At 40.5% G+C, this 24758-nt stretch carries 24 protein-coding genes and 2 tRNA genes; 9 read left to right on the top strand and 17 right to left on the bottom strand.

Annotated features, from left to right (window positions below; translation table 11 throughout):
- Window positions 1-9: 9 nt before the first annotated feature.
- Complete coding sequence (ubiE, locus tag ADS77_RS11280; protein WP_054205296.1) at window positions 10-765, bottom strand: bifunctional demethylmenaquinone methyltransferase/2-methoxy-6-polyprenyl-1,4-benzoquinol methylase UbiE; 756 nt, start codon at window positions 763-765, stop codon at window positions 10-12.
- A 103-nt stretch (window positions 766-868) separates the two neighbouring features.
- The gene (locus ADS77_RS11275) at window positions 869-1855 is read right to left on the bottom strand and encodes a GGDEF domain-containing protein (RefSeq protein WP_054205295.1); all 987 of its coding nucleotides are present in this window, start codon (window positions 1853-1855) and stop codon (window positions 869-871) included.
- 355 nt (window positions 1856-2210) lie between these two features.
- Here ADS77_RS11275 and ADS77_RS11270 point away from each other — a divergent pair, with 355 nt between their 5' ends.
- On the top strand, window positions 2211-3989 hold the full coding sequence (locus ADS77_RS11270; RefSeq protein WP_054454478.1) for a DUF885 domain-containing protein: 1779 nt from the start codon (window positions 2211-2213) through the stop codon (window positions 3987-3989).
- Window positions 3990-4105: 116 nt separating this feature from the next.
- Window positions 4106-5587, top strand: a complete 1482-nt coding sequence (locus tag ADS77_RS11265) for an FMN-binding glutamate synthase family protein (RefSeq protein ID WP_054205293.1) — start codon at window positions 4106-4108, stop codon at window positions 5585-5587.
- Between the two features lie 85 nt (window positions 5588-5672).
- Here ADS77_RS11265 and mtnK read toward each other — a convergent pair whose 3' ends face one another.
- On the bottom strand, window positions 5673-6890 hold the full coding sequence (gene mtnK / locus ADS77_RS11260; RefSeq protein WP_054205292.1) for an S-methyl-5-thioribose kinase: 1218 nt from the start codon (window positions 6888-6890) through the stop codon (window positions 5673-5675).
- A gap of 134 nt (window positions 6891-7024) precedes the next feature.
- On the opposite strand from mtnK, the gene mtnA reads away from it, so the two are divergent.
- Window positions 7025-8047, top strand: coding sequence for an S-methyl-5-thioribose-1-phosphate isomerase (gene mtnA, locus ADS77_RS11255; RefSeq protein WP_054205291.1), 1023 nt, complete (start codon window positions 7025-7027; stop codon window positions 8045-8047).
- On the opposite strand, the gene ADS77_RS11250 is transcribed toward mtnA, so the two are convergent.
- From ADS77_RS11250 to ADS77_RS11230, 5 genes are all read right to left on the bottom strand, one after another.
- Window positions 8044-10209, bottom strand: coding sequence for a winged helix-turn-helix domain-containing protein (locus ADS77_RS11250; protein ID WP_054454476.1), 2166 nt, complete (start codon window positions 10207-10209; stop codon window positions 8044-8046). The genes mtnA and ADS77_RS11250 overlap by 4 nt on opposite strands.
- Before the next feature lie 101 nt (window positions 10210-10310).
- Window positions 10311-10652: a gamma-glutamylcyclotransferase family protein gene (locus ADS77_RS11245; protein WP_054205289.1), complete on the bottom strand. Its 342-nt coding sequence runs from the start codon at window positions 10650-10652 to the stop codon at window positions 10311-10313.
- 31 nt (window positions 10653-10683) lie between these two features.
- Entirely contained in the window at window positions 10684-11226 is a 543-nt protein-coding gene (locus ADS77_RS11240; protein WP_054205288.1) for a 1,2-dihydroxy-3-keto-5-methylthiopentene dioxygenase, read from the bottom strand.
- Window positions 11223-11909 carry an acireductone synthase gene (gene mtnC / locus ADS77_RS11235; protein WP_054454474.1) on the bottom strand — a complete coding sequence of 229 codons (687 nt, stop codon included), beginning with the start codon at window positions 11907-11909 and terminating at the stop codon, window positions 11223-11225. The genes ADS77_RS11240 and mtnC overlap by 4 nt, the downstream gene beginning before the upstream one ends.
- On the bottom strand, window positions 11906-12535 hold the full coding sequence (locus ADS77_RS11230; RefSeq protein WP_054205286.1) for a methylthioribulose 1-phosphate dehydratase: 630 nt from the start codon (window positions 12533-12535) through the stop codon (window positions 11906-11908). The genes mtnC and ADS77_RS11230 overlap by 4 nt, the downstream gene beginning before the upstream one ends.
- Window positions 12536-12633: 98 nt before the next feature.
- On the opposite strand from ADS77_RS11230, the gene ADS77_RS11225 reads away from it, so the two are divergent.
- On the top strand, window positions 12634-13776 hold the full coding sequence (locus tag ADS77_RS11225) for a methionine aminotransferase (RefSeq protein WP_054454473.1): 1143 nt from the start codon (window positions 12634-12636) through the stop codon (window positions 13774-13776).
- Entirely contained in the window at window positions 13764-14540 is a 777-nt protein-coding gene (locus ADS77_RS11220; RefSeq protein ID WP_054454471.1) for an amidohydrolase, read from the top strand. Before ADS77_RS11225 ends, ADS77_RS11220 begins: the two co-directional genes overlap by 13 nt.
- Before the next feature lie 222 nt (window positions 14541-14762).
- On the opposite strand, the gene ADS77_RS22155 is transcribed toward ADS77_RS11220, so the two are convergent.
- The 5 genes from ADS77_RS22155 to ADS77_RS22510 all read right to left on the bottom strand — a co-directional run bounded on the left by ADS77_RS22155 (window position 14763) and on the right by ADS77_RS22510 (window position 16673).
- Window positions 14763-14909 carry a maltose acetyltransferase domain-containing protein gene (locus ADS77_RS22155; RefSeq protein ID WP_152960611.1) on the bottom strand — a complete coding sequence of 49 codons (147 nt, stop codon included), beginning with the start codon at window positions 14907-14909 and terminating at the stop codon, window positions 14763-14765.
- A gap of 255 nt (window positions 14910-15164) precedes the next feature.
- Window positions 15165-15641 (bottom strand): hypothetical protein, encoded by a 477-nt coding sequence (locus ADS77_RS11215; RefSeq protein WP_054454469.1) that lies wholly within the window; start codon window positions 15639-15641, stop codon window positions 15165-15167.
- Window positions 15642-16085: 444 nt separating this feature from the next.
- Window positions 16086-16178 (bottom strand) — tRNA-Ser (locus ADS77_RS11210).
- A gap of 52 nt (window positions 16179-16230) precedes the next feature.
- A tRNA-Ser gene (locus tag ADS77_RS11205) sits at window positions 16231-16321 on the bottom strand.
- A 211-nt stretch (window positions 16322-16532) separates the two neighbouring features.
- Window positions 16533-16673, bottom strand: coding sequence for a hypothetical protein (locus ADS77_RS22510; RefSeq protein ID WP_200909646.1), 141 nt, complete (start codon window positions 16671-16673; stop codon window positions 16533-16535).
- Between the two features lie 322 nt (window positions 16674-16995).
- Here ADS77_RS22510 and ADS77_RS11200 point away from each other — a divergent pair, with 322 nt between their 5' ends.
- Window positions 16996-17886: a diacylglycerol/lipid kinase family protein gene (locus ADS77_RS11200; protein ID WP_082355671.1), complete on the top strand. Its 891-nt coding sequence runs from the start codon at window positions 16996-16998 to the stop codon at window positions 17884-17886.
- A 59-nt stretch (window positions 17887-17945) separates the two neighbouring features.
- On the opposite strand, the gene ADS77_RS11195 is transcribed toward ADS77_RS11200, so the two are convergent.
- The gene (locus ADS77_RS11195; protein ID WP_054454465.1) at window positions 17946-18875 is read right to left on the bottom strand and encodes a DMT family transporter; all 930 of its coding nucleotides are present in this window, start codon (window positions 18873-18875) and stop codon (window positions 17946-17948) included.
- A gap of 124 nt (window positions 18876-18999) precedes the next feature.
- On the opposite strand from ADS77_RS11195, the gene ADS77_RS11190 reads away from it, so the two are divergent.
- Window positions 19000-20442, top strand: a complete 1443-nt coding sequence (locus ADS77_RS11190) for a PLP-dependent aminotransferase family protein (protein ID WP_099458982.1) — start codon at window positions 19000-19002, stop codon at window positions 20440-20442.
- A 56-nt stretch (window positions 20443-20498) separates the two neighbouring features.
- On the opposite strand, the gene ADS77_RS11185 is transcribed toward ADS77_RS11190, so the two are convergent.
- A complete protein-coding gene (locus ADS77_RS11185) occupies window positions 20499-21296 on the bottom strand; it encodes a YggN family protein (protein ID WP_054454463.1) in 798 nt (265 codons plus the stop codon).
- Window positions 21297-21694: 398 nt separating this feature from the next.
- Here ADS77_RS11185 and ADS77_RS11180 point away from each other — a divergent pair, with 398 nt between their 5' ends.
- A complete protein-coding gene (locus ADS77_RS11180; RefSeq protein ID WP_082355672.1) occupies window positions 21695-21883 on the top strand; it encodes a PA3496 family putative envelope integrity protein in 189 nt (62 codons plus the stop codon).
- Between the two features lie 42 nt (window positions 21884-21925).
- On the opposite strand, the gene ADS77_RS11175 is transcribed toward ADS77_RS11180, so the two are convergent.
- Window positions 21926-22408 (bottom strand): glutathione peroxidase, encoded by a 483-nt coding sequence (locus tag ADS77_RS11175; protein ID WP_054454461.1) that lies wholly within the window; start codon window positions 22406-22408, stop codon window positions 21926-21928.
- Window positions 22409-22570: 162 nt separating this feature from the next.
- Window positions 22571-23440: a LysR family transcriptional regulator gene (locus tag ADS77_RS11170; protein WP_054205277.1), complete on the bottom strand. Its 870-nt coding sequence runs from the start codon at window positions 23438-23440 to the stop codon at window positions 22571-22573.
- Window positions 23441-23598: 158 nt separating this feature from the next.
- On the opposite strand from ADS77_RS11170, the gene ADS77_RS11165 reads away from it, so the two are divergent.
- Window positions 23599-24753 carry an iron-containing alcohol dehydrogenase gene (locus ADS77_RS11165; RefSeq protein ID WP_054454460.1) on the top strand — a complete coding sequence of 385 codons (1155 nt, stop codon included), beginning with the start codon at window positions 23599-23601 and terminating at the stop codon, window positions 24751-24753.
- Window positions 24754-24758 lie beyond the last annotated feature (5 nt).

Genomic DNA, 24758 nt, shown 5'->3' with positions numbered 1-24758 from the left:
AGCTAGCGCTTAATATTTAAAACCACGATGTAACGCGACAATGCCACCAGTTAGATTTTGATACGTTGTTTGTTCAAAGCCGGCATCATTCATCATGGTTTTGAGTGTTTCTTGATCTGGATGCATGCGAATTGATTCAGCCAAATATTTGTATGATTCGCCGTCGTTAGCAACCAATTCACCCATTTTTGGTAGCAGGTTGAATGAGTAAAAATCATAGGCTTTATTGAGCAACTCATGTTCTGGTTTAGAAAACTCTAATACCAACAACCGACCACCTGGCTTTAAAATGCGGTACATTGAGCGCAGCGCTTTATTTTGATCGGTCACATTACGCAAACCAAATGCGATAGTAATTAAATCAAAGCTATTATCAGGGAAAGGCAGTGCTTCGGCATTCATTTGCACGTAGTCGATATTTCCTACAAGACCTAAGTTGTGCAGTTTTTCACGGCCTACTTTGAGCATCGATGAGTTAATGTCACCTAATACCACTTGGCCTGTATCACCAACGAGTTGGCTAAATTTAGCTGTTAAATCACCCGTGCCGCCGGCTAAATCAAGTACATAATGACCTTTACGTACACCAGAGCTGGCAATAGTTTGGCGTTTCCATAAACGATGAATACCAAAAGACATAAGATCATTCATTACGTCATATTTAGTCGCAACGGAGTGAAATACATCGGCGACCATGGAAGCTTTTTCGGTTTCGGCAACAGTTTTATAGCCAAAATGCGCGGTCTTTTCTGGATTCTCGTTCATGATTAATCTCTATCGTGGCAATAAAGACTAGTGTACTTGATTGTGACCGTGAGGTGCAATTTGAATATGGTTAAATTGTTCGCAGGTAACAACTTTATATGGTTTATTGACCAGCGATAAAGCTGCTTTGACCAAGAGATTTTGCTTTATATGCAGCATTCGATGCTTTGCGCGCTAATTTATTAAAATCTTTCTCGTCGTGATGCTTAGCAATACCAAGGGATAAACTAATTGGTGGAAGTTTAATACCATTTTTTGAGCTTACAAAGCGTAACTTCTCGACTCCATTGCGGACTTTTTCAGCTATAACATTGGCTGTTTCTGGGTCAATATCAGCAAGTAAAATGGTAAATGCATCTTTACCTGTACGTCCGGGTAAACCGCTTTCAAATACGTACTTTTGAATTTGTTTAGCAACTTTATTTAAAATAACTTCACCAATCATATCGCCGTAGTTATCAATAAAGTGATCTAAATTATCAATTTGAATGGCGATTGCACATACTGATTTGTTTTTACCTAACCATAATTGTGTTTGCTGGTTTAAGTAGTGGCGCTTATACAGACCAGTTTGGTGATCAGTGATGTGTTGTTTACGTAATTGTAGGAGTTGTTGCTGGGTTCTTTCTTGTAATCGTTTAGCTTTGATAAGCTCTCGCTTAAATTGCTTATGCTGTGTGAGTAAATGGGCAGTCTGTTTGCTTAGCGTCTCTAATGCTAAGCGGCTTTGCTTAACGTTATTTTCATCAAGTGAATGAACGCAGTCACTCACTTGGCTGGCAAAACGAATTATTTCTTTTTCAGTGGAGTGTGCTGAGCGCGACAATGAATTAATAACACCATCGACATTGCGAACCATGGAGGTTTCAGCTTTGTGAGCCTGATCGATGTAGTCAAAATAAAGTTGTTCGATATAAACAGAATCAATTATTTGCCCTTGGGCAATTGCGCGATCAATCGTTGTGCTTAGGTCGGAATTGACTTGGCTAACGAAAGTGTAAACTACCTGATAATTTAGAGGTGACGGCGGTAAACTATGATGTTCTAAAAAGATACATACCTTGGTCATTTTTTCTTGAGCAATAGCCATGGAATCATGGAACATCATTGTTTATACCAACTAAATACGCGTAACAGCTAAATTAAATAACTCAATCCATGAGACATCTGGGCTATCCTAGCATTTATTTCCTCAATACATTAATCTGTATCGAGTGAATTTAAAAGCTAAAAAACACAATTTAGAAGCAAAAGTTGCATTTTTGCTTTCCAATCGCTGATTTTCTCAACAATAGCACTAATGTAAAAAAATACTGATTAAGTACTAGGCAATAATTGCTGTTAATTTAGCCTTATTTTAAAGTCTCTTAGTCGCATTTTTTTGATTGTTTTAGTCTTACTGGGTTAGCTTAGCCTTACTATTAACGCCACAGAGCTCTAAAACTATGAAAAAACCACGCTCAAATATTTTCCATCACTCATTATTGAGCCTAGCTCTTGTGTGTTCGTTGAGTGCGTGTCAAATGACCGATATAAACAGCGACCAACAATTTACGGATGCCGCTGAAGCGATTGTTGACTATCGTAAAAGTATTAGCCCGTACAGTAACCCCGCAGGAGTAGATGGCTACTTATTGAGTAATTTATCAGCTGAGTTTCTTGAAAAAAAATACCAAGAAAATATTCAGCTATTAGCGCAATTAGACGCGATAGATAAAGATAAACTCAATGAAGAAAATCGAATAAACCTCACTATAATCCGCGCTCAAGTGCAAAACAGTGTCGATGAATATGTGTTTAATGCACACTACATGCCACTGACATCTGAATATGGTTTTCATTCGAGTTTGTCGTTTATGGTATCGCGCTCAGATTATAAGACAGCTGCTGACTACCAGCTTTACCTTAAACGTTTGCAGCAAGTTCCCCGCTTTTTTGAGCAAAATATTGGCTGGATGCGTAAAGGCTTGCAAGCTGGTTTAACACAACCGAAAGCCGTCTTAATCGGGTATCAAGACTCAATTAACGCCTACATTGTTGACGATGTAACGCAATCGGAATTTTATAAGCCATTTTTAACTAACACTGCCGGATTAAGTGATAATGAGTTTTCAGTTTTACAACGACAAGCCAAAAAAATAATTAAAGATCAGGTGATTGTCGCTTACAAGGGGTATTTAACGTTTTTTAATGAAGAGTATCAACCGGGTGCGCGTAGCGAAATAGGCATTTCAACTACACCAAATGGTGAGGCGTTTTATGCTAATCGCGCCAAGTATTACACCACCACAGATATGACGCCAAAAGAAATCCATGAGCTTGGTTTAAAAGAGGTTGCGCGTATCCGTGGTGAAATGTATGAGGTGATTAAACAAGTTGGTTTTGAAGGCACGTTTGCCGAATTTGTGCATTTTTTGCGTACGGATCCGCAATTTTACGCAACAACTCCCGAAGAGTTATTAAAAGAAGCATCGTTTATCGCTAAAAAAATGGATGCACAATTACCTAAACTATTTCATACCTTACCGCGTATGCCTTACGGTGTAGCCCCAGTACCTGCGAGTATTGCGCCAAAATATACAACCGGACGTTATTCTGGTTCAAGCCGTGACGATCAAGCCGGTTTTTATTGGGTAAACACCTATGCGCTGGATAAACGTCCTTTGTATGTATTAGAGGCGTTAACTTTGCACGAAGCAGTGCCAGGCCATCACTTACAAATATCGCTCAATGCAGAGTTAGAGTATTTACCAAGTTATCGCCGCGACGCTTACTTGTCAGCATTTGGTGAAGGCTGGGGTTTATACTCTGAATATTTAGGACTTGAGGCTGGTTTTTATCAAGACCCATATAGTAACTTTGGCCGTTTAACGTATGAAATGTGGCGTGCTGCACGTTTAGTTGTTGATACGGGTATGCATATGTATGGCTGGAGCCGTGAGCGTGCAATGAACTTTATGAGTGAAAATACGGCCCTGTCGTTACATAACGTTAAAACAGAAACTGACCGTTATATATCATGGCCAGCGCAAGCGTTATCTTACAAAATCGGTGAGTTAACCATTAAGCGTTTACGCCAAGAAACAGAGCAAGCACTAGGGCAGAACTTTGATATTCGTGAATTCCATCATCAAATACTTCGCCATGGTTCAGTCCCTCTGTCAGTTCTTGAGGAACAAATTCGTTTGTATATTCAAGCTGAATTAGCTAAACAGAAAAGCTAACCGTTATTCAGTGTAGGCCCAACAATTTGAAGTCCTAGGGTATAAAACTCTTTGCTTGAAATTTGATCTGCTTATATGCTCTTTGCTGGAATAAAATAACCAGCAAGGGGCGTTGGATGAGTGATTTTATAATTTTTAGTATAGATGTGTTTGCCAGTTTATTTATTGTGGCATTGGGTTTGTTTGTATTAGTGGTTATTTATTTTTATATTGCAGATGTAACTCAATCAAAACAAGCTATTAGGCGTAACTACCCGGTGATTGGCCGGTTTCGATATTTTTTTGAGCGCCAAGGCGAGTTTTTTCGTCAGTATTTCTTTGCCATGGATCGTGAGGAAATGCCTTTCAACCGTGCTGATCGCAGTTGGGTGTACAAAGCGGCTAAGAATGTTGACCGTACATCAGCGTTTGGTTCAACACAGAGTTTAGAAGTCACTGGTACAGTTATGTTTATGAACTGTGCGTTTCCTACCTTAGACGAAGAAGCCCTCGAGCCAAGCGCTGTAATAATTGGGCCTTATTGTACTGTACCTTATGCAACAAACTCCTTATTTAATATCTCAGGTATGAGTTTTGGTGCCTTATCTAAACCTGCAGTGCGTGCTTTATCAAAAGGTGCAAAGCTTGCAGGATGCTGGATGAATACAGGCGAAGGCGGTTTAAGCCCTTATCATTTAGAGGGGGGCGCAGATATAGTTTTCCAAATAGGCACGGCTAAGTATGGTGTGCGTGATGGGCAAGGCAATTTGAGCATTAAAAAGCTTCAAGAGATTGCGGCTTATGAGCAAGTTAAGATGTTTGAAATAAAAATGAGCCAAGGAGCAAAACCGGGCAAAGGAGGCATGCTACCCGGTAAAAAAGTTAATGCTGAAATTGCAGCTATTCGGGGCATTCCACAGGGGCAAGATTCAATCAGCCCAAATGGTCATCCAGAGGTTAAAAATCCGTCAGACTTACTTGATATGATTGCAAAAGTCCGTGAAACAACAGGTAAGCCTACCGGTTTTAAAGCCGTTATAGGCGCTTATGCATGGCTAGAAACCTTGTTTGCAGAAATAAACCATCGCGGTATCGAATCAGCGCCCGATTTTATTACTATCGATAGTGCTGATGGTGGCACCGGCGCGGCACCTCAACCTTTAATGGACTCGGTTGGATTACCCTTAAAAGAGAGTCTACCTTTAGTCGTTAGCATGCTTGAAAAACATGGCTTACGAGAGCGGGTTAAGGTGATTGCATCGGGTAAATTAATTGTGCCGTCAAAAGTGGCTTGGGCACTGGCGCTTGGCGCAGATTTTGTTGTTTCTGCACGTGGTCATATGTTTGCCCTGGGCTGTATTCAAGCATTGCAGTGCAATAAGGACACTTGCCCAACAGGTATAACAACACACGATGAACGCTTGCAGCGCGGCCTTGATGTAGCTGACAAGGCGCAGCGTGTCGCTAATTACAACAAGTATATTCATTATGGGGCGGGGTTAATTGCGCACTCATGTGGTGTATTTAGTGCTCGAGAACTCAGCCGTGAACATGTTCGGGTTGTGCAGGAAAATGGCTTATCAGAACCACTAGATAAAATGTATGAAAATTATCAGTAATTTAAAGGGGCTAGGTAATAGGGCCCGCCCAAAGTAGGTTGATAAAAAGGCACTTAATAAAGTGCCTTTTGCTATATTTATACACTTAATTTAGTTGGCTTATTAATAAAGAGAAAAATTCCTCTTTGTTATTGCAGGTATGGGCGTTGAGTACTAACTGCTCGCCCAGCGCTAAGGTGTGACGCTGTACATCTAAGCGGGCTTGTTCATCTTCAATACCATCAATATCGGCAACATGAGCCAAGCCAATCGTACGGCGAATAAGCTCAACACCACAGTAGCCAATAGCATCTTGCAAAACTTGTTGCATAAAGTGTTCAGCGTAGCCATTTGCTTGCAAATTCAAATCAGTACTTTGCTTTACAATTAGCGCAAGCCACTGTTGTTCAAATAAGCTATAGCTTTCTTGCAGGCAAGTCAGTAAGTGGCTGTGATAGTTGCGGCGAATAACAAACTCACTAATGCGGGCGTTTTGAGCGCAGTAATTTAATAATAAGTTGCCGATAAATGAGCCGATATCAAAGCCTATAGGGCCAAAAAAACCAAACTCAGGATCGATTATCTTAGTGGTGCTTTGATCTGCAAAAATGCTGCCGCTATGCATATCACCGTGGAGCAGAGTTTGCGGGCATGATAAAAATTGCGCTTTGAGTTTTGCGATTGCTAAATGTAGCGCAGCGTTACTTTGTAATTTACTCACCGTGCTTTGTAATTGTGCAGGGTAGTTATTTCGCTCATGCTCACGCAGAATATCGTTAAAAAATAAGTCTTCAGTAATTTGGCAAAGTTCAGGGTTGGTAAACTGAGTGACTTTCGCTTTTTTATCCTGAGCGGCTAAGTAAAAATCTGAATTATAAAATCCCGTATAACTTAAATAGCGGGCTACATGCTGGCCAAGCAATGGAAAGTGTTCTGCGTTAATTTGTGCGGTGCGTAAAATTTGTAAATGACCCAGATCTTCTAAAATAGTTAACGCTGATACGGGGTTATAATGCAATACATTGGCTGTGTGTTCAGGGCAAATAGCGCCATGATTAACTAACACTTCAGCTTCAATTCGTGCTCTATCAAGTGTTAATGGCCATGATTCTCCTACGCAGCGAGCATAAGGCAGTGCTTGTTTTAATATAACGCTGTTATTTTGCTCATCACTGATTCTAAATACTAAGTTTAAATTACCATCACCAAACTCATACGCAGTTAAAGTTTGATCTGGCTGAAAAAAATCATATCCCTCTTCTTTTACAAGATTTTTAATATAATCAATCGCATGCTGGGCATTAAACGCAAAGTATTTGGCCATCGGGCTTCTCTTATTAATTCAGGAACAATAGCATTCTATACCTTTAACCGTTTGGAAGTCTACACTTCCGCCTTGTGGGTTTTTAAAACTGATGTAAAATAGCAGCAGATTTTATATTGGTAGGTCCAACTCATATGCAAGATTTAATCGCTAGCAGCTTAAAATTCCAAAATAATACCTTAATGGTATTGGATCAGTATTTATTGCCCCATCAACAGGTGTGGCATGAATGCCGTGATGTAAAAACCATGAGAGAGCTAATTTTGAGTTTAAAAATTCGTGGTGCTCCATTGATTGGTTTAGGTGCTAGTTTATTAATTGCTTATTTGGCTGAACAAGACACAACCAAAGCTGTTTTAGCGCAAGCCATTGATGACCTTGAAGCTACGCGTCCCACCGCTGTTAATTTAATGCATTGCATGGCGAAACTAAGGGTGGCATTACAGCAGCAAGATTATGTAGCTGAAGTTATAAACACAGCAGTAAAGCTGTTCAACGAAGACATTGCTCTGTGCGAGAAAATGGCAACTCACGGAGCAAAACTCGTTAACAGTGGCGATAATATTCTGACTCATTGTAATACGGGAGCGTTAGCTACTGCAGGCATAGGCACTGCGCTTGGGGTGATTTATAAAGCGCAGCAGCGCCATGGTGACATTCATGTGTGGGTAGACGAAACTAGGCCATTGTTACAAGGTGGGCGGTTGACTGCATTTGAATTAGAGCGCTGGCAAATCCCTTATACTTTAATTTGCGACAACATGGCTGCAAGTTTAATGGCCGCGGGCAAAGTGGATAAAATTTTTGTGGGTGCAGACCGTATCGCCGCCAATGGCGATTTTGCAAATAAAGTAGGTACTTACAATTTAGCTGTGCTTGCGCACTTTCATGATATTGAATTTTATGTTGTTGCGCCGCTAACCACATTAGATATAAACACGGCGTGCGGCAAAGAGATAGAAATAGAGCAGCGTAATGGAGCAGAGGTACGCGGTGTCAGCGGCAGTTTTGGCGAGGCGCTTTGGGCACCGACTAACGCAAAAGTTTACAATCCAGCATTTGACGTAACGCCCGCAAAGCTTATCACGGGCTGGGTACTGGATACTGGAGTGTATAGCCAAGCCGATATTAAGCGAGGCGCTTTGAGGGGCTTTTAGTCATTTGGTTTATGCTCTGTGTAAAGTTCAATACTATTTGGGTTGTAGGTAGATACAAGTGAAATAGCTAACTTATCATTCTGGGCATTTAGCTTCATTACATAGTTTGTTGGCTTCATTTTTACTAAACTTTTAACATCTTGCATTGTATCTAAAGTCGTACTGTATATTTCTAAATCGGTTGCCACAAATAATGTTTTATCATTGCTTGCTATAGCCACTATAGAGGGTTTGATTGTCGTTAGTTTATCTGGTGTTGCAAATTCTTTATAAGTATTGGTTTGGCTATCAAGTATTAAAAATTGCGTGTTTTTTGTATGCACAATTAACTGATCGTCATCAAGCCAAGCAAGCGCAAGTGGAGTGTCGATGTCACTCATTACAGTGTTTTCATTATCAGTATTTAACAGCATTATTTGGTTGTTTTGATTAGTGGCATCCGTATAGATTATAGCCACTTTATTGTTACGCATTACAGCACTGTGAATATGGCCAGGCATCGTCCATTGTTTTATCACATGGTAATCAGTGGCATTCAAAATGGAGAGTTGATAACTACTTTTGTTGTAGCTCAATAAATGCGAGCTATTAGCATCAGCAGCTATAATTATATTATCAGTGCCTAACTGATCAGTAATGTTGATAAATTGGTTGCTCGTTTTTAACCAATGTTCGCGTTTATCGTGGTAATAAGCATCGGCAAAGTAGATATCACCATTTTTCAGTGCTACGCCCTCGCGCTCATGTTTATTTGCTGTGGCAATATGCTCCATGCTTGCCGTTTTAAAATCAAAGATATTGACATCTAAATCGTGTAAGTCGGTACTGATTAATATGGTTTGCTTATCAAGTGGGTATGCGTAATTTGCCGCTTTTACAGGGGCTTCAATCACTTGCCCTAGCTGCATAGTATCGAGCGAAAATGACTCAATTGTCGAATTAAAGCGGTTGTACCAAATTAGAGTGTTGTCATCTTTGTCATAGGTAGCCGCCCATGCTCTGTGGGTGTACGTCGTTAATAACTTCAACGAACTCCCATCAAGGTTAGCCATGTAAATCTCAGATTGGCTAACGTTATGGCGCTCAAAGATAATTCTATCGGGATTTGAGAGCGATGTTAATAAGTAGTCACCAGTACCTGTTATATTGGGTGTAGTAATACGCAGCTCCTCACCTGTTTTTTTATCATAGGCATAGAGTGCATTGAGGTGGGTAAGTCCACGATAGTTATTTCTACGAAATATTGCTGTATCGCCAATTTCCGTGTACTGAGTTAGTTCTTCACCCCCTGTAATGCTATACGGTAGGGGCATCTTTTTTATCTCTTTAGAAATAAAATTACTGGCTTGCCATTGCTGGCACTGGTATTTATTATTTTTCTTACACTTGATGTAAAATAATCGTTCACCATCACTTGACCAACCTTGAATATAAACTTTGCCAGCATCAATCAAATATTCTTTTTTACTGCCCAAGTCCATCACATACATGTTGCTTGTTTCGCTTGTTACGCTTGGTTTGGCAGTGGTAACCATATAAGCCAGCTTACTTTTATCAGGGGGAAGCAATAAGTTATAGTAACTTCCCTTATGCCAAGAAATAGTTTCAGCTTCTAAAGTAAGAAAAGGCATGGAGCTTTGTGTTTCATTGCTGGCAGATGGTTGCTCTTGATAAAACCAAAAAAGGCAAATCACTAAGAGCAGCAAGACCATAGTCCAAGGCCAATATACTTTTATCGGTGTTCTCGTCGGTTGCAGTGTTGGTGGAACTAAAGGGGTTATAATAGGTTTGGTTACCGCAAGTTCTGGTTCAGCGCTAATTGCGCTTGAGTTCACTGAAATAAATAAACTGTAGCCAGCTCGGTAATGAGTTTTGATACTCTGGCCGGGCTGTTTTGCTGACTTGAGGGCTTTTCTTAACTCAGAGATGGCGCGGTTAATAGCATTATCATCTACATGACTTTGTTGCCAAATATTTTCAGCAAGTTCTTGGCGAGGAATTATTCGTTCATTATGTTCAATAAAATAGCATAATAGTTTGAACAGTAGGGGTTCTAATTCCCTAACGTTATCACCGTCACTAATACTTTGCTGATCAATATTTAGTTGCCACTCGCCAACTAATATTAAGTTTCCTTGAGTGAGAAAACGCGCCAGCCCCATATCTAATCCTTTAATTATATATTGCTTTTATCACAAAGAATAATAACAGAAGTTGTTTGTCTTTAGGGTATTTTTGTTGGGTGTTTGTAAACTAATGTAAGCTATATTAGGCTTTTAGCTACATACACCCACGCATTAATACCGCTGCTAAATATCTCTTCAACTCGTACGTAATCATTAACTTCGTAGTTGTCTGCGTTGGCGAGTTCTTCTGCGGTGATAGTAAAAATGGTGCCGGTTACTGTATCTGTCGCCAGTCCTGTTTTAATTAATGCAGGATGAAACCGTTGGCCGCTGCTTTTCAGCACGGCGGCATCGGAGATCTCAACTTCACCTATTACGTAACCTTGTAGTGTATCGGCTTGGCCTTCAAGCAAACGGCCAAAGGTATCAAGCTGTACTTGCTCTAATTGCAGCGTACCGTATGAGAATAGCTTTTCCATTTTTAGCCTTTTGGTTTTAAATAACAGGTCGTTAATCTAATAACGGAAATTGCTTGGCAATCTCTGATTCTGTGCTTTGTGCAACCCAGCCCTCAGTGTTATTGAACAAACGAATCGCGGTAAACTCAGGATCGCTGCCCATATCAAACCAATGCGGCGTGAGTTCAGGGACTGAAATCAAGTCACCCTGTTGGCACAGCACTTGGTAAACTTTGTCGTTAATGTGTAGGCAAAACAACCCTTGGCCTTTCACAAAAAAGCGTACTTCATCTTCACTATGGGTGTGCTCAAATAAAAACTTAGCGCGTAAATCCGCCGCTGAGGGGTTACCTTTAGCCAATGAAATTACATCAACAGTTTGATAGCCCCCTTGTTGCTTTAGGCGCTCGATATCGGTGTTATAAGATGCAATGATCTCCTCATTATTAGTAGTGGCGGTGATCACTGCACTTGCTTGCCACTGCTCAAAACGTACACCGACCTTATTTAACTCTGCGGCTATCTCGTTGTTGTCATGACTTGTAAAAAGCGCATTTTCGCCATTACAGTCAGCAAAAATAGTTAATTGGCTCATGCTAAATACTCCGCTGTAAACTGGCTAAAATCGTTAATGTAATTATGTTCAACCGAGCAGGCTTGACCATCACGGATTAAGTGCAACGTATTTAGGCCTGCGGCTTTAGCTGCATCAAGCTCGCTAACCACATCGCTCAAAAATAACACTTCATTTGCGTCAAATGGCAGTTGCGTAATAATGCTTTCATACGATGATTGCTCTTGTTTTGCACCAACCTTGGTATCAAAGTAATCAGTAAATAGTGGGCGGATGTCACCAAAATCGGAGTATTGAAAAATCAAATGTTGTGCTTTTACTGAACCTGACGAATACACATAAAGCTGCTGACCTGCGAGTTTTTGCTGTTGTAAAAACTGGTAGGCATCAGGATATAAGTGACCAGTAAAATCACCATTTTCGTAACCCGCCTGCCAAATCAAACCTTGCAGTTGCTTAAGTGGGGTAATTTTTTTATCGTCGGCAACCCATTTGAGCAAGGTGCTAATAACCGTATCTATAGGGGCATCTGGCTGCTCGATAAATTCTTTTACGGCATTTAATTGTTCAGCTACGGCGTCTTGTTGCTGGTTTGCTTTTACAAATTCGGGTAACCGCGCAGCGGCATAAGGAAACAGCACTTCTTTAACAAATGAAATTCGGGTAATTGTGCCTTCAATATCAGTTAATAATGCCTTGATCATACTTTTGCCTCTGCTGAAATACCTTCTAATTTTAAACGCTCAAGCTCACAACTAAATAAAAACTCTAAGCCTTCTAAGTGGCGACGTACTTCACGAATATCACGCCCTACAACATATAGACCATGGCCGCGAATAAGCACTGCATACTCAATCGGCGTATGTAAGTGATGGTCACTTACTAATAAGCTTAGGCGATCAATATCTTGGTCGTTATCAAAAATAGGAATACTAAGTGTGTCTAAATGTGACGTATTGCCTGCAATTGACTTTTGCATTTCGTAGCCTTGTAAATCAAGGCTGTGGCCTTTAACTACCCGCGATAGTACCGTGGCTGCAACAGAGTGGGTATGCAATACAAAGTTAGCTGAAGGAATGAGTTTGTACATGCATAAATGCAGCTCTGTTTCGGCAGAAGGTTTGGCTGAACCCGCGCTGCGATCACCATTATGGTCTAACTGAATAAAGGTATGAGTACCGAGCTGACCTTTATCAAAGCCGCTGGCAGTTACAACAAATCCGGTGGTTGTACGAGCTGAAAAGTTGCCACCTGTTGCAGGAACCCAACCACGTTGACTGATCCATTTTCCTGCTTCTATAAGTTCTGAAATAGCGGTATTGTTATGCATATAATCCTCGAGCTACTAAAACGATTTAGACGGCTATACTTCTTTTATAAGCAATGATAGCATCGCTTTGGGCGCAAAACCATCATTAAGGGTAACCAGTGTTTGAAAGTAAATTGCCAAATTTAGGCACCAGTATTTTTAGTCAAATGACCACTTTAGCAAATCAATATGAAGCAATTAATTTATCGCAGGGTTTCCCTGAATTTGACGCGCCAGAGCTGCTAAAAAAACAGCTGAACCATTATGTATTAGAAGGAATGAATCAATATTCGCCTTCAAGTGGTGTGCCGCGACTACAGCAACAAATAGCTGAATTAGCACAGCGAAAATACGGTGCAGAAATTAATGCCGATCAGCAGGTAACCGTTACATCAGGCGCCACAGAGGCATTATTTGTTGCAATTCAAGCTATTGTACGTCGCGGCGATGAGGTCATTATATTTGACCCCGCTTATGACTCTTATCAACCGGCAATAGAGCTGGCAGGCGGTAAGTCGGTTAATATTGCGCTACATGCGCCAGATTATGTGATTGATTGGCAAGCTGTTGCCAGTGCCGTAAATAAAAACACCCGCGCAATAATTATAAATACCCCACATAATCCCAGTGGCAAAACATTAAAGCAGCAAGATATAAATGCCCTTAAAGCGATAGTTTCAGCGCATGATTTATATGTCATCAGCGATGAAGTATACGAGCACATTACCTTTGATGGGCAGCCTCACTTAAGTGTACTGCGTGATAATGCGCTATTTGCAAAAAGCTTTGTTATTTCAAGTTTCGGTAAAACATTTCACAGTACGGGTTGGAAAATGGGATATTGCATCGCACCAGCAAGCTTGGCTGTGGAGTTTCGTAAAATCCATCAATATGTGACCTTTTCAAGTTTTACGCCTGCACAACATGCATTAGCCGATATGTTAGAGCAACAAGGAGAGCATGTGGATGAGCTTAGTGAGTTTTATCAACAAAAACGCGATGTGCTCAGTAATGCTCTTAAAGGTAGCCGCTTTACTATTTTGCCCAGCGAAGGCACTTACTTTTTGCTACTCGATTACAGTGATGTGTCTGAGTTAAATGATGTTGAGTTTTGCCAATGGCTAGTTGAACAGGCGAGCGTTGCTGCTATCCCATTGAGTGTGTTTTATCAACAACCAAGTCACGATAAAGTAATTCGTTTGTGCTTTGCTAAAAGCGATGAAACTTTGCTGCAAGCTGCGGAGATTTTATGTCAACTTTAACGCTCGCTTTGGTGCAAACCTCGCTTAACTGGTTAGATAAAGCTGCTAACTTGGAAAATTTTGGCAATAAAATAGCTAATATAGATAAAGCGGTTGATCTTATTTTATTACCCGAAACGTTCGCCACCGGCTTTGCGATAAGCCTCGATTGCGCTGAACCGGAAAACGGTCAAGTACTTGCTTGGTTAATCGCGACAGCTAAATCGGCCAATGCAGTGGTTGCAGGCTCCGTATTAGTAGAGCAAGGTGACAAAAAAGCCAATCGTTTTTACTGGGTGTGGCCCAGTGGTGAGGTTAAGTTTTACGACAAACGCCACCTATTTTGTTTGGGTAAAGAAGGTGATTTTGTAAAAGCTGGGCAGCAGCGGCAAATATTCACCATTAATGGTTTTAGGGTTTTACCGCAAGTGTGTTATGACCTACGCTTCCCGGTTTTTCAACGTAATCGTAACGATTACGATGTGATGATAAATGTCGCCAATTGGCCCGCAGCAAGGCGTAATGTATGGGATACCCTATTAATGGCGCGTGCGATGGAAAACCAGTGCTATGTGGTTGGTGTGAACCGTGTGGGGGAAGATGGCAATGGCGTTGTGCATAATGGCGGCACTGCAGTGTATGATTTCAAAGGTGATGTGCTAGTCGCTGCAATAGACAATGAATCAGACATTGTAATTACCACTTTAAAGAAAGAGCCGCTTGAACTATTTAAGCAAAGTTTCCCCGCGCATTTAGATGCAGATGGGTTTAGTTTGCAAGATTAACCTGCGTTAACAACCAGGGCGACTATTTAGTTTTTATCGCCCTAATCACTTTGCAGGGATTACAACGGCCACCGAATTGGCCGGAATATCTTTTGTCACTACACTGCCTGCGCCAATCACACAATTATCGCCAAGCTCTATATTAAAACCAAAACCGCAATAAAACATCGGTTCAAGGTAGGCCTTACCTTTAAACTTTAATAAGGCACCAAGAATTTTAACTCACTCATACGGTGTTGTTGGATCGGCCAAATTAAACTGATGGCATACCAGTTTGGCGTGAGTTTGCGTGTTTGCTAGTTCTGGATCTGAGGCAATATAAGATAAGCCCAGCTGCATTTTTTCAAGTTCGGTCATGGTGTTAGTCATAGTTTCTAGTGCTTAAATTGAGTTATCTAAGCACACTAGCAAAAAGAAGTGGTAGGGCATAGTTTTCGTTATAAATGACGTATCTACAGAATCACGGTAGATACTACTTGTAGGCGAGTGGCTTACCACCGTGAATGTCATAAAGCTTGGAGAATTTATACTGAGATGCGAGTTAAACGTGGGGATGGGCTTGCTTACGTCCATGTAATCAATCGCGGGAGGCGCTTGCAGCGGTTAATCACTATAGTGAAATATTTAGTTATCAGATTTTTTATCTGAATTGTGATCATATGATTGGCAGAACATTTGAATTTCGTGATGCCCTTCATATAATTTAAATAACTCATCGCTTCCAGTTTGGTTAAAAAATTGTGAGAGGGTTATTTTGTCCTGCTCATATTCTATTAGTAACCAAAAGCCGTAAAAACCTTTAAACCAAAAATAATAGAATACTGCTGCAACAAAAAATATTAGATAGGCTGCTTTACCTACCTTCTTTTTATATTTTAAACAACTAAGGAACAACCAAATACAACTTAATATTGCTAAAATTAAGAATGCAGAAAAAGGAGTAATAACTACTTCAATGTTGTCCCAGTGAGAGCTTAGACAAGAAATATGTCTATCTGAAACTATTGTGTAAATTAAAGTAATTTTGAAAAGGAAGTACAATAATACAGTTGTAAAAACTGCATATAAAATACCACTTTCTTTGTCCTCTTTGTTACTCAACTTGTAGCCTTAGGAAATATTTTGGTGTTTCTGAAAAGAAAATGAGAACGATTTTTGAATTTGGTTTAAAAGTTGATGCGTTGTATTTGTTATTACATTACACAATTTAGCGGAAAGGAGCTAGAGTTTAGTTTTTTGACCGCACTGCGCGCGTTTAACTTTGTTCCCGATAAAGTTTGGTCGAACTCTGGTCGAGGGTTCTCACCCGCCTTCATTGGTGTAAAGGCCATAGTTATACAGAACGGGCTTTTCATACTGTTATTTAAGTCAAACGTGGGGATGGGCTTGCTTACGTCCATGTAATCAATCGCTTCGCGACGCTTGCAGCGGCCTAAAATGTTCCTGACATTTTATCGAACCCTAGTCGAGGATTCTCACCCTCCTTCATCGGTGTAAAGGTTACGGACATAAAAAAACCGCAATTAAGCGGTTTAATTTAATAAATGGCGGAGAAGGAGGGATTCGAACCCTCGATAGAGCTACAAACCCTATACTCCCTTAGCAGGGGAGCGCCTTCGGCCACTCGGCCACCTCTCCAGCGCATAAACTTTTCATTTTGATAGTCGAGTGAACCACCAAAAAGTAATAATGGTGGAGAGATAGGGATTTGAACCCTAGAGGGGCTATAAACCCCTGCCGGTTTTCAAGACCGGTGCATTCGACCACTCTGCCATCTCTCCGTTGACGCAAGATAATACTTAGGTGTGTGGGCTGTGTAAATAGGAAAAAGATCGTTTGCTGGTTTTTTGTTCTAAAAAGTGGTTTTTTTTTGAAATTAAGTGTTTTTGAGGTGTTTTAAGAAGGGGTTGCAGCAAACGAGGGAGCTAAATAAGTGTTTTCATTTAGTGGTTGGGTGTTTGCTGCACCGCTAAAGTAACCATGGTTGGGTGGTTACTTATATTGAACTGCGCCGCCAAGTGCTAGCTTTTTACCATAACGGTTAAGTTTAGCGAGCATTTTTGCTTTGCGATTGGCTGGTTTTACGGCAACATGCGTTGCTGCATTTTCATTTAATGTATTTACTGGGTTCATTACTTTGCTCCGGGTTATGTCTGTTTTGACAACAGGGCTATTCTGACGCTTAATTGCACAAAAATAAAACGATAAAAATTAGGGTGGTCAGATAGAAATAACTAATCCGAATATGTTTTTTTAACGTGCAGTTCAGATTTTATGATCTGTGATAACTGCATGGTTATGAAGGTTGGGTGGTGTTTTTGGTCTGTATTTAAAGGGTTTTAATTTTATTTTTTATTTTTTATGCATTGTGAAATAGAAAAAGTGACTAATTATTCAGATTAATTTATCTTTTGTTAATGTGTTTTTTTAAATAGGTGGGTAGATTGGTATTACGATGTTGATAATTATTAAACCAAGTACAAATAAAAATCATAAAAAAGTATGTGATTGGTTACTCCATGAGTGCAATCAACGACAAATAAGTACTGAAATAATATATACCACGGGAAATTTTCATCCAGATTGCAAAAAAATAACTCAACGCGCGGAATATTATCAACGTGCAGTGGTGGTTGGAGGGGATGGTACACTCAATTTAGCTGTTAATGCACTTGTGGGACTTTCGTGTTCGTTGGCGTTATTGCCATTAGGTACAGGGAATGATTTTTCACGAGGCTTTGGCTGCTCTGATAAAGAGTGGCGCACGGCGGTTTTTAGTCAAGGTGATGTCAAAATAGATGTTGGGCAAATAAATGACCGTTATTTTGTCAATATTGCAGGGGTTGGTTTTGACGCTCATGTTGTCAAAGCATTGCAGACAAAACCTGCTCGGTCCTCGCTTGGTTATAGCTTGGCAGGATTTAAATATCTATTAGGTTATAAAGGTACGCATATCACCAGTGATTTTTCAGGGCGTGAGTATGCGTATAAAAATCTAATCACTGTATTTGCGAACCATCGTTATTTTGGTGGTGGCTTGGCTATTGCACCTAAGGCACGATTGAACAGTGGTTACTTGGAATGCTATGCCATGCCTGCGCGTGGGTTGTTGGGCAACCTATATAGTTTTATGCGTTTATTACTACGCAATCACCATACAATGACAGGGCTTGAGTATCAACGCGTGACGGTTGCAACCATTAATACACCTAATTTACCTATTGAAGCCGATGGCGAGTTGATTGGTGTAACACCTGCTTCTATTCAAGTGCATCCACGAGCCCTACGTTTTTGTGTGCCAACGTGTACCTCTATACAGTTAGAGATAAAAAAAGTATGCAGTTAAAAATAAAAAAAGCGCCTAACAAGTAGGCGCTTTGGGGTTAGTTACGTTTAAAACGTATTCTAACCGGGGATGGAGCTTTTTTGCTGCAATGACCGCGCTGCAAAAAATGCTTTAATTCGTTTTGTTGGGGTTAGTACAATGGCGTTACCTACCAGCACTAAACTAAAGCCTATAAACGTATTCGTTTGCCAGATAAACCCTTCAAATAATGTGCTCAGTGCAACGGCAACTAAAGGAAATAATACAATCACATAACTGGCGCGTTCTGGGCCTATGTTTCTTAGTAATGCAAAGTAACAAGCAAATGCGATAACAGTGCCAAATACAGATAAATAAACTAATGAATACCAATAGCTTGCAGGTGCCGACAAGCTAAACTGAGCATCGCTAATAATGACGTAAAATAATAGCCCAATCGCGCTATATAGCATGCCCCACGCATTACCTTGCATAACACCTATTTGCTGGTGAGAATTGCGAACACTGACCATATTCCCTAATGAAGCCACAAAGGTACCACTTAGAGCAAGTAGTAACCCGACCAACACCCCGTTACTCAAGTCGAACTGCTGTAACTGTGGCCAAAACAAGCAAATGATGCCTAAAACACCTAAAATAGCGCCGCTGTAAATACGTTTGGCGATAGGTTTACCAAAGAATAAGCGGGTATTAATAATATTCATTATGAGCAGCATTGAAAAAGCAATGGATGTCATGGCTGACGTTAAGTAATTTTGTGCCCAGTAAAGAACCAAATAATTAAGTCCAAAATTACACAGCGCTAATAAAACAAAAAAACCATGGTCTCGGCGGGTGTAATTCATGGGGAGTTTTTTTACGCCCACCCACATCCACATCAAAATAGCTGCAAGGCTAAAGCGATAGAATAGCGAAACTTCAACGGCGATGTCACCTAATTGAAATTCAATAGCGAGCCAAGTAGAGCCCCAAATCAAAACGGTGAGAGTGTACAGCGCGATACTTTTCATGGCCTTGGTCCAAGTGTGAAGATGAAGTGTTCATTTTAGTTCGCTTCTGTATACTTAACATACACAGAAAACTATAAATGCAACCTATACAGATTTGGGGTGCTTTGAGTGAAAGGTAAATGCAATGTCGTTAGTGATCAGTAAAACTAATCATGATTTTTTATACCAGCAAGTCATGCAACTTGTTCGCGATTTAAGTGAGCAGGGCACACTGCTCCCTGGTGAGAAACTTCCTTCATTACGCAAAATGGCCGAAAAACTCAATGTGAGCATCCCGACTGTAAAATTGGCTTATCAGTCACTTGAGGCACAAGGTCTTGTTGAAGCGCGGGAAAAGTCTGGTTACTTTTTAAAAACAGTTAATACACAACTTGCTCGGCCTAAACGAGTAAAGCTGAGCCGCGCGCCTGTATCAGTTAATATGCAGGTGTTAATTGAGCAAGTATACGATGCCATCCATCAAGCGAATGTGGTGCCTTTTGGTATTGCAAACCCTGTTGCGGCAGCCCCAACCGATAAAATGCTTAGCCGGACCATGCGTCGGGTAATGTCGATTGCAGGGAGTCGTGCAATAAACTATGGGGCGATGGATGGTTTTGCGCCGCTTAAAAAGCAGTTGATCCATCGTTATTTAGATTTTGGTATTGGGGTTGATAGCCATGAATTAGTGATCACCAATGGCGCACAAGAGGCTCTAGCGATCGCGTTAAAATGTGCGACAATGCCGGGAGATGTGATTGCGATCGAGTCACCTTGTTATTTTGGGATCATTGAATTGATCGAGAGTTTAGGCCTTAAAGCACTGGAGATCCCGCTATGTCCTGATGATGGGATCTGGCTTGATGATCTGAACCAAGCTTTGCAAGATCACGATATTAAAGCCTGTGTGTTTTCAACTTCGATCAACAATCCGGTTGGCAGCTTTATGCCGGATCATAAGCGTAAACAATTAGTTGAGCTATTAGAATCACAAGATGTAGTGCTTATTGAAGATGATGTGTACGGCGATTTGCATTTTACTCCCGAGCGAGGCATACCTGCACAAGCGTATTCAAAAAAGGGGCTCGTGTTAACGTGTTCTTCGTTTTCAAAAACAGCGGCTCCGAGTTATCGTGTTGGTTGGTTAATTGCGGGAAAGTTTGCAGCGCGCGCAAGGCGTTATAAACGAGCACTAAGCTGCTCAACATCTTTAATTAATCAATGGACGTTATATGAGTTTGTGGCCAGTGGTGATTATGAGCGTAACTTAAAATTACTTAGGCAGCGTCTGCGTACCAATAAAGAGCGGATGATTTGGTGTTTGCAGCAAGCTTTTCCTGCCACTGCACGTATTAGTGATCCGCAAGGTGGCTGCGTGGTCTGGGTTGATTTAGGGCCAAGCTTTGACAGTATTAAGCTATTTCAACTCGCGCTAGAGAATGGTATTAGTATTACACCGGGTTATATATTTTCGGCAACGAATAAGTATCGCAGCTGTATACGGTTAAGTTATGGCTTGCCTTGGAATGAACGAGTCGAGCAAGCAATTATTAAACTTGGTGAGTTAATACATTTAGCTAAAAAGTAAAAAAGCAGCACGTTTAAAAGAGTGCTGCTAAAGGGATATCAAATTGTTATATGAGTTTAGTTGTTTTGTTTGTAGCTAAATAATTGATAATTTTTTAGCTCTGGTACTAATTTAACAAGTTGCTGCTCTTGCGCTGCAATCGTTGAAAAATTATCACATAATGCATCAGCACGTTTTTCCAGTGCGTTTGCTTGCAGTTCTACCTTTTCTTCTATTTGTGCACCCATATTTTCCATACGCTGTTCAAAGGCTTGCATATCGCCGCCGGCACCCATTAACTCAGACCCTAATGCCATCAAAATACTGCCCATTGATTGCATCATTGCTGATTCAACGGCACTTTCAATTTGTTCATCAAAATGGCTTTCAAAATTTTCGCCAAAGTCATTGAAACTTTGCTGGCCCATTACAAAGGCACCTTGTTGATAAAAGGTATTTTCTACCTCAACCTGAATCTCTGCCATTAGGTCATTAATACTGTCTAGACCTTGGATGTTAAATGCATTGGCGACTTCTTCAATTGCAACGCCGGCAATTTTTACACCTTCAAGTGCAATGTTAGCAACTTCAGGTAGCTGGCCTCGTAGGCTGTCTGAGTAGTCGCTGATTGCTTGACGCTGCTGCTCATCTAATGTCAATGTTTGGCCATCAACAATGAGCTCGCCATTGTTAGTGAAAGTCATGGTGTGATCGTTAGCGGTAAAAATTTCGAGTTCGTTTGGTTTAATGCGAACATCATTTTGAAACTCTACTTTGCACGAATCGCCGCTAAATGAAATATGCGAGTCGTTATCATTGTGCGCCATTGCCCCTGTGGCAATAAATAAAGAACCTACTAAAAGTAATTTTTTCATTTTTATATCCTGCTAATGTGTTGATTATAACGAATGCTTACTTAGTTGTTATCAAGTTTGATGCCAAAAAAAATTAATATTAATAATCATGTTGTTAGGGTCTTTTCTTTATTTTTTGATTGGTCTATTAAATGATAAAAAAACTAATTTTTAGTCAAAATGACTAAAAAATTTATAAGCATAAATAATGTTTATCGTTTCGATAAAAAAGTCTCACTTTCCAGAATTCAAATTTAACGCTATTTATTCACATTACTGACATAACATCATTTTAGAATGGGTTGTGGCTTTACTTTGGTGCGCTTCACTATGTTGAATAAGCGCACTGAACATTTTAATTTTACCAATGGCAGTGATAAAAATCCTACATTGGTCTCAAACACTTTATGGAGTGGGTTGTGGGTAAGACATTTAGTTACGATGCGCTAGATGACGCTTTTGTTGAAGACGAGTACGAAATGGTTGGGCGTAATCAACACGACAAGAATAAGCAAAAGGTGAAGAAAAAGTTGGAAGACTACCTGGAGCAAAAACGCTTGCGTAAAAACTTAGGTGATGATGACTTTGATGAGTACATGAATCACTAAGCAACAGTTTAAAATAAAGAGGCGTATGCCTCTTTATTGCTTTTAGTTTTTAAGTGCTTTAATGATCGTGCTTTCGATTTGTTGCGGCTTGGTAAAAGGAGCGAAACGTTTAATAGGTTCGCCATTGCGGCCGATTAAAAATTTTGTGAAATTCCATTTTATTTTACGACTCAAAAACCCTGGTAAGGCTGATTTTAAATGCCTAAACACGGGGTGTGCATGTTCGCCGTTTACATCTACTTTGCCCATCATCACAAAGTCAACGCCATAATTAATTAAACAGCCCTGCTCGATATCCTTAGCGTTTCCAGGTTCTTGTTGACCAAATTGATTACATGGAAAACCAATAATAACCAATCCTTGCTCGGCGTATTTTGCATGCAATTGTTGCAGGCCTTCGTATTGCGGTGTAAAGCCACATTTGCTGGCGGTATTAATAATTAAAACCACTTTGCCTTCAAGGTTGCTAAAATCAAATGTTTGGCCCTGTAAGTTTGTGGCTGAAAGTTGGTGAAAGTCGTTCATGATGCTCACTTTATTATTGTTGTTTGGTAAATTCTATCCTGAGTTGTGACAGACATACAGCTTAAATCTAGCTTTGCTCGATTTTTACTTAGCCCACTCGGTTACAAACCTCGCGCCGCGATTAAATCGCCTTTGGATTGAACGAATTTTAATCTGCAAAGGTCAACACGCCCTAAAACTTGTGAGTAAATATTCAATCAATAAACGTACTCTATACGGCATTAAATCTTTGCGTGGGTATACTAACCAAGATGCATTATCAGTGACTTGAAATTCATCAAGCAGCGTTACTAATTGGCCTTGTTGCACGTATTGTTCAACAATATCGCAAGCTAAGTGGGCAATCCCTAATCCACCCAATGTTGCACTGAGTAATGCGCGTGGATGATTACTGCGCCAGTTTCCAGTAATTTTTACTTCTTTGATTTCGCCATTAAAATTAAATCGCCAGCGTTTACCCATTGCCACTAAGCAATTATGTTTAGTGAGCTGGTGAGGTGTTGTAGGAGCGGGGTTTTGTTGTAAATAGTCAGGGCTTGCAACGAGCGTCATGATGCGAGGGCATAGTGGTCTCGCGATTAAATTCGAGTCTTGCATACGCCCAAAACGAATGGCTAAATCAAAACCTTCTTCTACGAGGTCAACGTTGCGATTATTAAAGTCCATATCGACTTCCACGTCAGGGTAGCGTTTTACGAATTCAACAATTTTGGGTGCTACATTAGTTGCGACAAATTCCCCCGCGCCGGTAATGCGAATAAGGCCTTTGGGTCTGCGTTGTTCGCCTTGTAATTGATTATTAGCGTCTATAAGTTCTTGTTTTATGGCTTTGAGTTTAACTGCGTATTCACGCCCTGCGTCAGTTAAGCTTATTTTACGGGTGGTACGTTGAAACAGCACTGAGCCTAAGCGGTTTTCTAATTGTTGTACTTGGCGACTAATATGAGATGTTGACACTTCCATAGCTTTTGCTGCATGGGTAAAGCTGCCATGTTCAACGACATGTAAAAATTCATCAAGGCCTTGCCACATATATTATGTTCTCAAAATATTAAGTAATTATAGTTTATATCATTCATTGTTGCAGCTGTGCAAAAGTGATTGCCTGATCTTAATCTTTAATTTAAACGTTAAAAGTCTACAATCATTTGGTCACCACGCATTATGCATAATCAATTAATGGAGCAAGCATGTTAAATTTTAGTTTTGCAAACCCAACAAAAATTCATTTTGGCGAACAACAAATCGCATTAATTAAAAGTGAGATCCCAACTGACGCAAAAGTACTGGTTACGTATGGCGGCGGCAGCATCAAAAAAAATGGTATTTATGAACAAGTAAGTAATGCGTTAAGTGAGCATACTTGGTTTGAATTTGCAGGTATCGAGCCAAACCCAAGTTATCAAACGTGCATGAAAGCGGTTGCTTTAGTTAAAGAGAAACAGATTGACTATATTTTAGCTGTTGGTGGCGGTTCTGTTATTGACGGCAGTAAATTTATTGCTGCAGCGGCAAATTATGAAGGTGAACCGTGGGATATTTTAGCTAAAGGTGGTGAAATTAAGTCAGCGATTTCGTTAGGTGTAGTGCTAACTTTGCCAGCAACGGGGTCTGAGTCAAATACCTTTAGTGTTGTATCTAACCTTGATAGTCATGACAAATTGCCATTTGCTAGCCCATTTGTACAACCGCAATTTGCTGTGCTTGACCCTGCAGTGACTTACTCATTGCCTAAACGCCAAGTAGCTAACGGTATTGTTGATGCGTTTGTTCATACTATGGAACAATACTTAACGTACGATGTAGACGCTAAGTTACAAGATCGTTTTGCTGAAGGTATTTTAATGACCTTACTTGAAGAAGGCCCAAAAGCATTCAGTGAGCCAGACAACTACAAAGTGCGCGCTAATATTATGTGGTCGGCAACGATGGCCTTAAATGGATTAATTGGTGCTGGTGTGCCGCAAGATTGGTCAACGCATATGCTAGGGCACGAAATGACGGCAGTGTATGGCCTTGATCATGCACAAACGTTAGCGATTGTATTGCCACGTATGATGGCTGAGCAAAAAGAAACGAAACGCGGTAAAATTTTACAATATGCACAACGTGTTTTAGGCCTTGATATTAGCGATGAAGATGCCGCTATTGAGCAAGCAATTGCTGCAACAGAGGCGTTTTTCCATAGTGTAAACATGCCAACTCGTCTAAGTGATTACAACTTAGGTGAAGAAGTGGCAGATAAAATTGTTAAGCAGCTTGAGCGCCACGGCATGACGGCGCTCGGTGAGCGAGAGCAAGTTACTCTTGAAAAGAGCCGTGCTGTTTTACTTGCCAGTGTTTAGCGCCA

Origin of the sequence: Pseudoalteromonas porphyrae (assembly GCF_001298125.1) — a bacterium.
GTDB lineage: Bacteria > Pseudomonadota > Gammaproteobacteria > Enterobacterales > Alteromonadaceae > Pseudoalteromonas > Pseudoalteromonas neustonica.
The sequence above is the reverse complement of the archived record's forward strand: the minus strand, read 5'-3'. Positions and strand labels throughout refer to the sequence as shown.

Bases quoted from the DNA above. Each gene is read 5' to 3' on its own strand.
- ubiE (WP_054205296.1), bottom strand. From the start codon at position 765: ATGAACGAGAATCCAGAAAAGACCGCGCATTTTGGCTATAAAACTGTT.
- ADS77_RS11275 (WP_054205295.1), bottom strand. From the start codon at position 1,855: ATGGCTATTGCTCAAGAAAAAATGACCAAGGTATGTATCTTTTTAGAA.
- ADS77_RS11270 (WP_054454478.1), top strand. From the start codon at position 2,211: ATGAAAAAACCACGCTCAAATATTTTCCATCACTCATTATTGAGCCTA.
- ADS77_RS11265 (WP_054205293.1), top strand. From the start codon at position 4,106: ATGAGTGATTTTATAATTTTTAGTATAGATGTGTTTGCCAGTTTATTT.
- mtnK (WP_054205292.1), bottom strand. From the start codon at position 6,890: ATGGCCAAATACTTTGCGTTTAATGCCCAGCATGCGATTGATTATATT.
- mtnA (WP_054205291.1), top strand. From the start codon at position 7,025: ATGCAAGATTTAATCGCTAGCAGCTTAAAATTCCAAAATAATACCTTA.
- ADS77_RS11250 (WP_054454476.1), bottom strand. From the start codon at position 10,209: ATGGGGCTGGCGCGTTTTCTCACTCAAGGAAACTTAATATTAGTTGGC.
- ADS77_RS11245 (WP_054205289.1), bottom strand. From the start codon at position 10,652: ATGGAAAAGCTATTCTCATACGGTACGCTGCAATTAGAGCAAGTACAG.
- ADS77_RS11240 (WP_054205288.1), bottom strand. From the start codon at position 11,226: ATGAGCCAATTAACTATTTTTGCTGACTGTAATGGCGAAAATGCGCTT.
- mtnC (WP_054454474.1), bottom strand. From the start codon at position 11,909: ATGATCAAGGCATTATTAACTGATATTGAAGGCACAATTACCCGAATT.
- ADS77_RS11230 (WP_054205286.1), bottom strand. From the start codon at position 12,535: ATGCATAACAATACCGCTATTTCAGAACTTATAGAAGCAGGAAAATGG.
- ADS77_RS11220 (WP_054454471.1), top strand. From the start codon at position 13,764: ATGTCAACTTTAACGCTCGCTTTGGTGCAAACCTCGCTTAACTGGTTA.
- ADS77_RS22155 (WP_152960611.1), bottom strand. From the start codon at position 14,909: ATGACTAACACCATGACCGAACTTGAAAAAATGCAGCTGGGCTTATCT.
- ADS77_RS22510 (WP_200909646.1), bottom strand. From the start codon at position 16,673: ATGAACCCAGTAAATACATTAAATGAAAATGCAGCAACGCATGTTGCC.
- ADS77_RS11200 (WP_082355671.1), top strand. From the start codon at position 16,996: ATGTTGATAATTATTAAACCAAGTACAAATAAAAATCATAAAAAAGTA.
- ADS77_RS11195 (WP_054454465.1), bottom strand. From the start codon at position 18,875: ATGAAAAGTATCGCGCTGTACACTCTCACCGTTTTGATTTGGGGCTCT.
- ADS77_RS11190 (WP_099458982.1), top strand. From the start codon at position 19,000: ATGTCGTTAGTGATCAGTAAAACTAATCATGATTTTTTATACCAGCAA.
- ADS77_RS11185 (WP_054454463.1), bottom strand. From the start codon at position 21,296: ATGAAAAAATTACTTTTAGTAGGTTCTTTATTTATTGCCACAGGGGCA.
- ADS77_RS11175 (WP_054454461.1), bottom strand. From the start codon at position 22,408: ATGAACGACTTTCACCAACTTTCAGCCACAAACTTACAGGGCCAAACA.
- ADS77_RS11170 (WP_054205277.1), bottom strand. From the start codon at position 23,440: ATGTGGCAAGGCCTTGATGAATTTTTACATGTCGTTGAACATGGCAGC.
- ADS77_RS11165 (WP_054454460.1), top strand. From the start codon at position 23,599: ATGTTAAATTTTAGTTTTGCAAACCCAACAAAAATTCATTTTGGCGAA.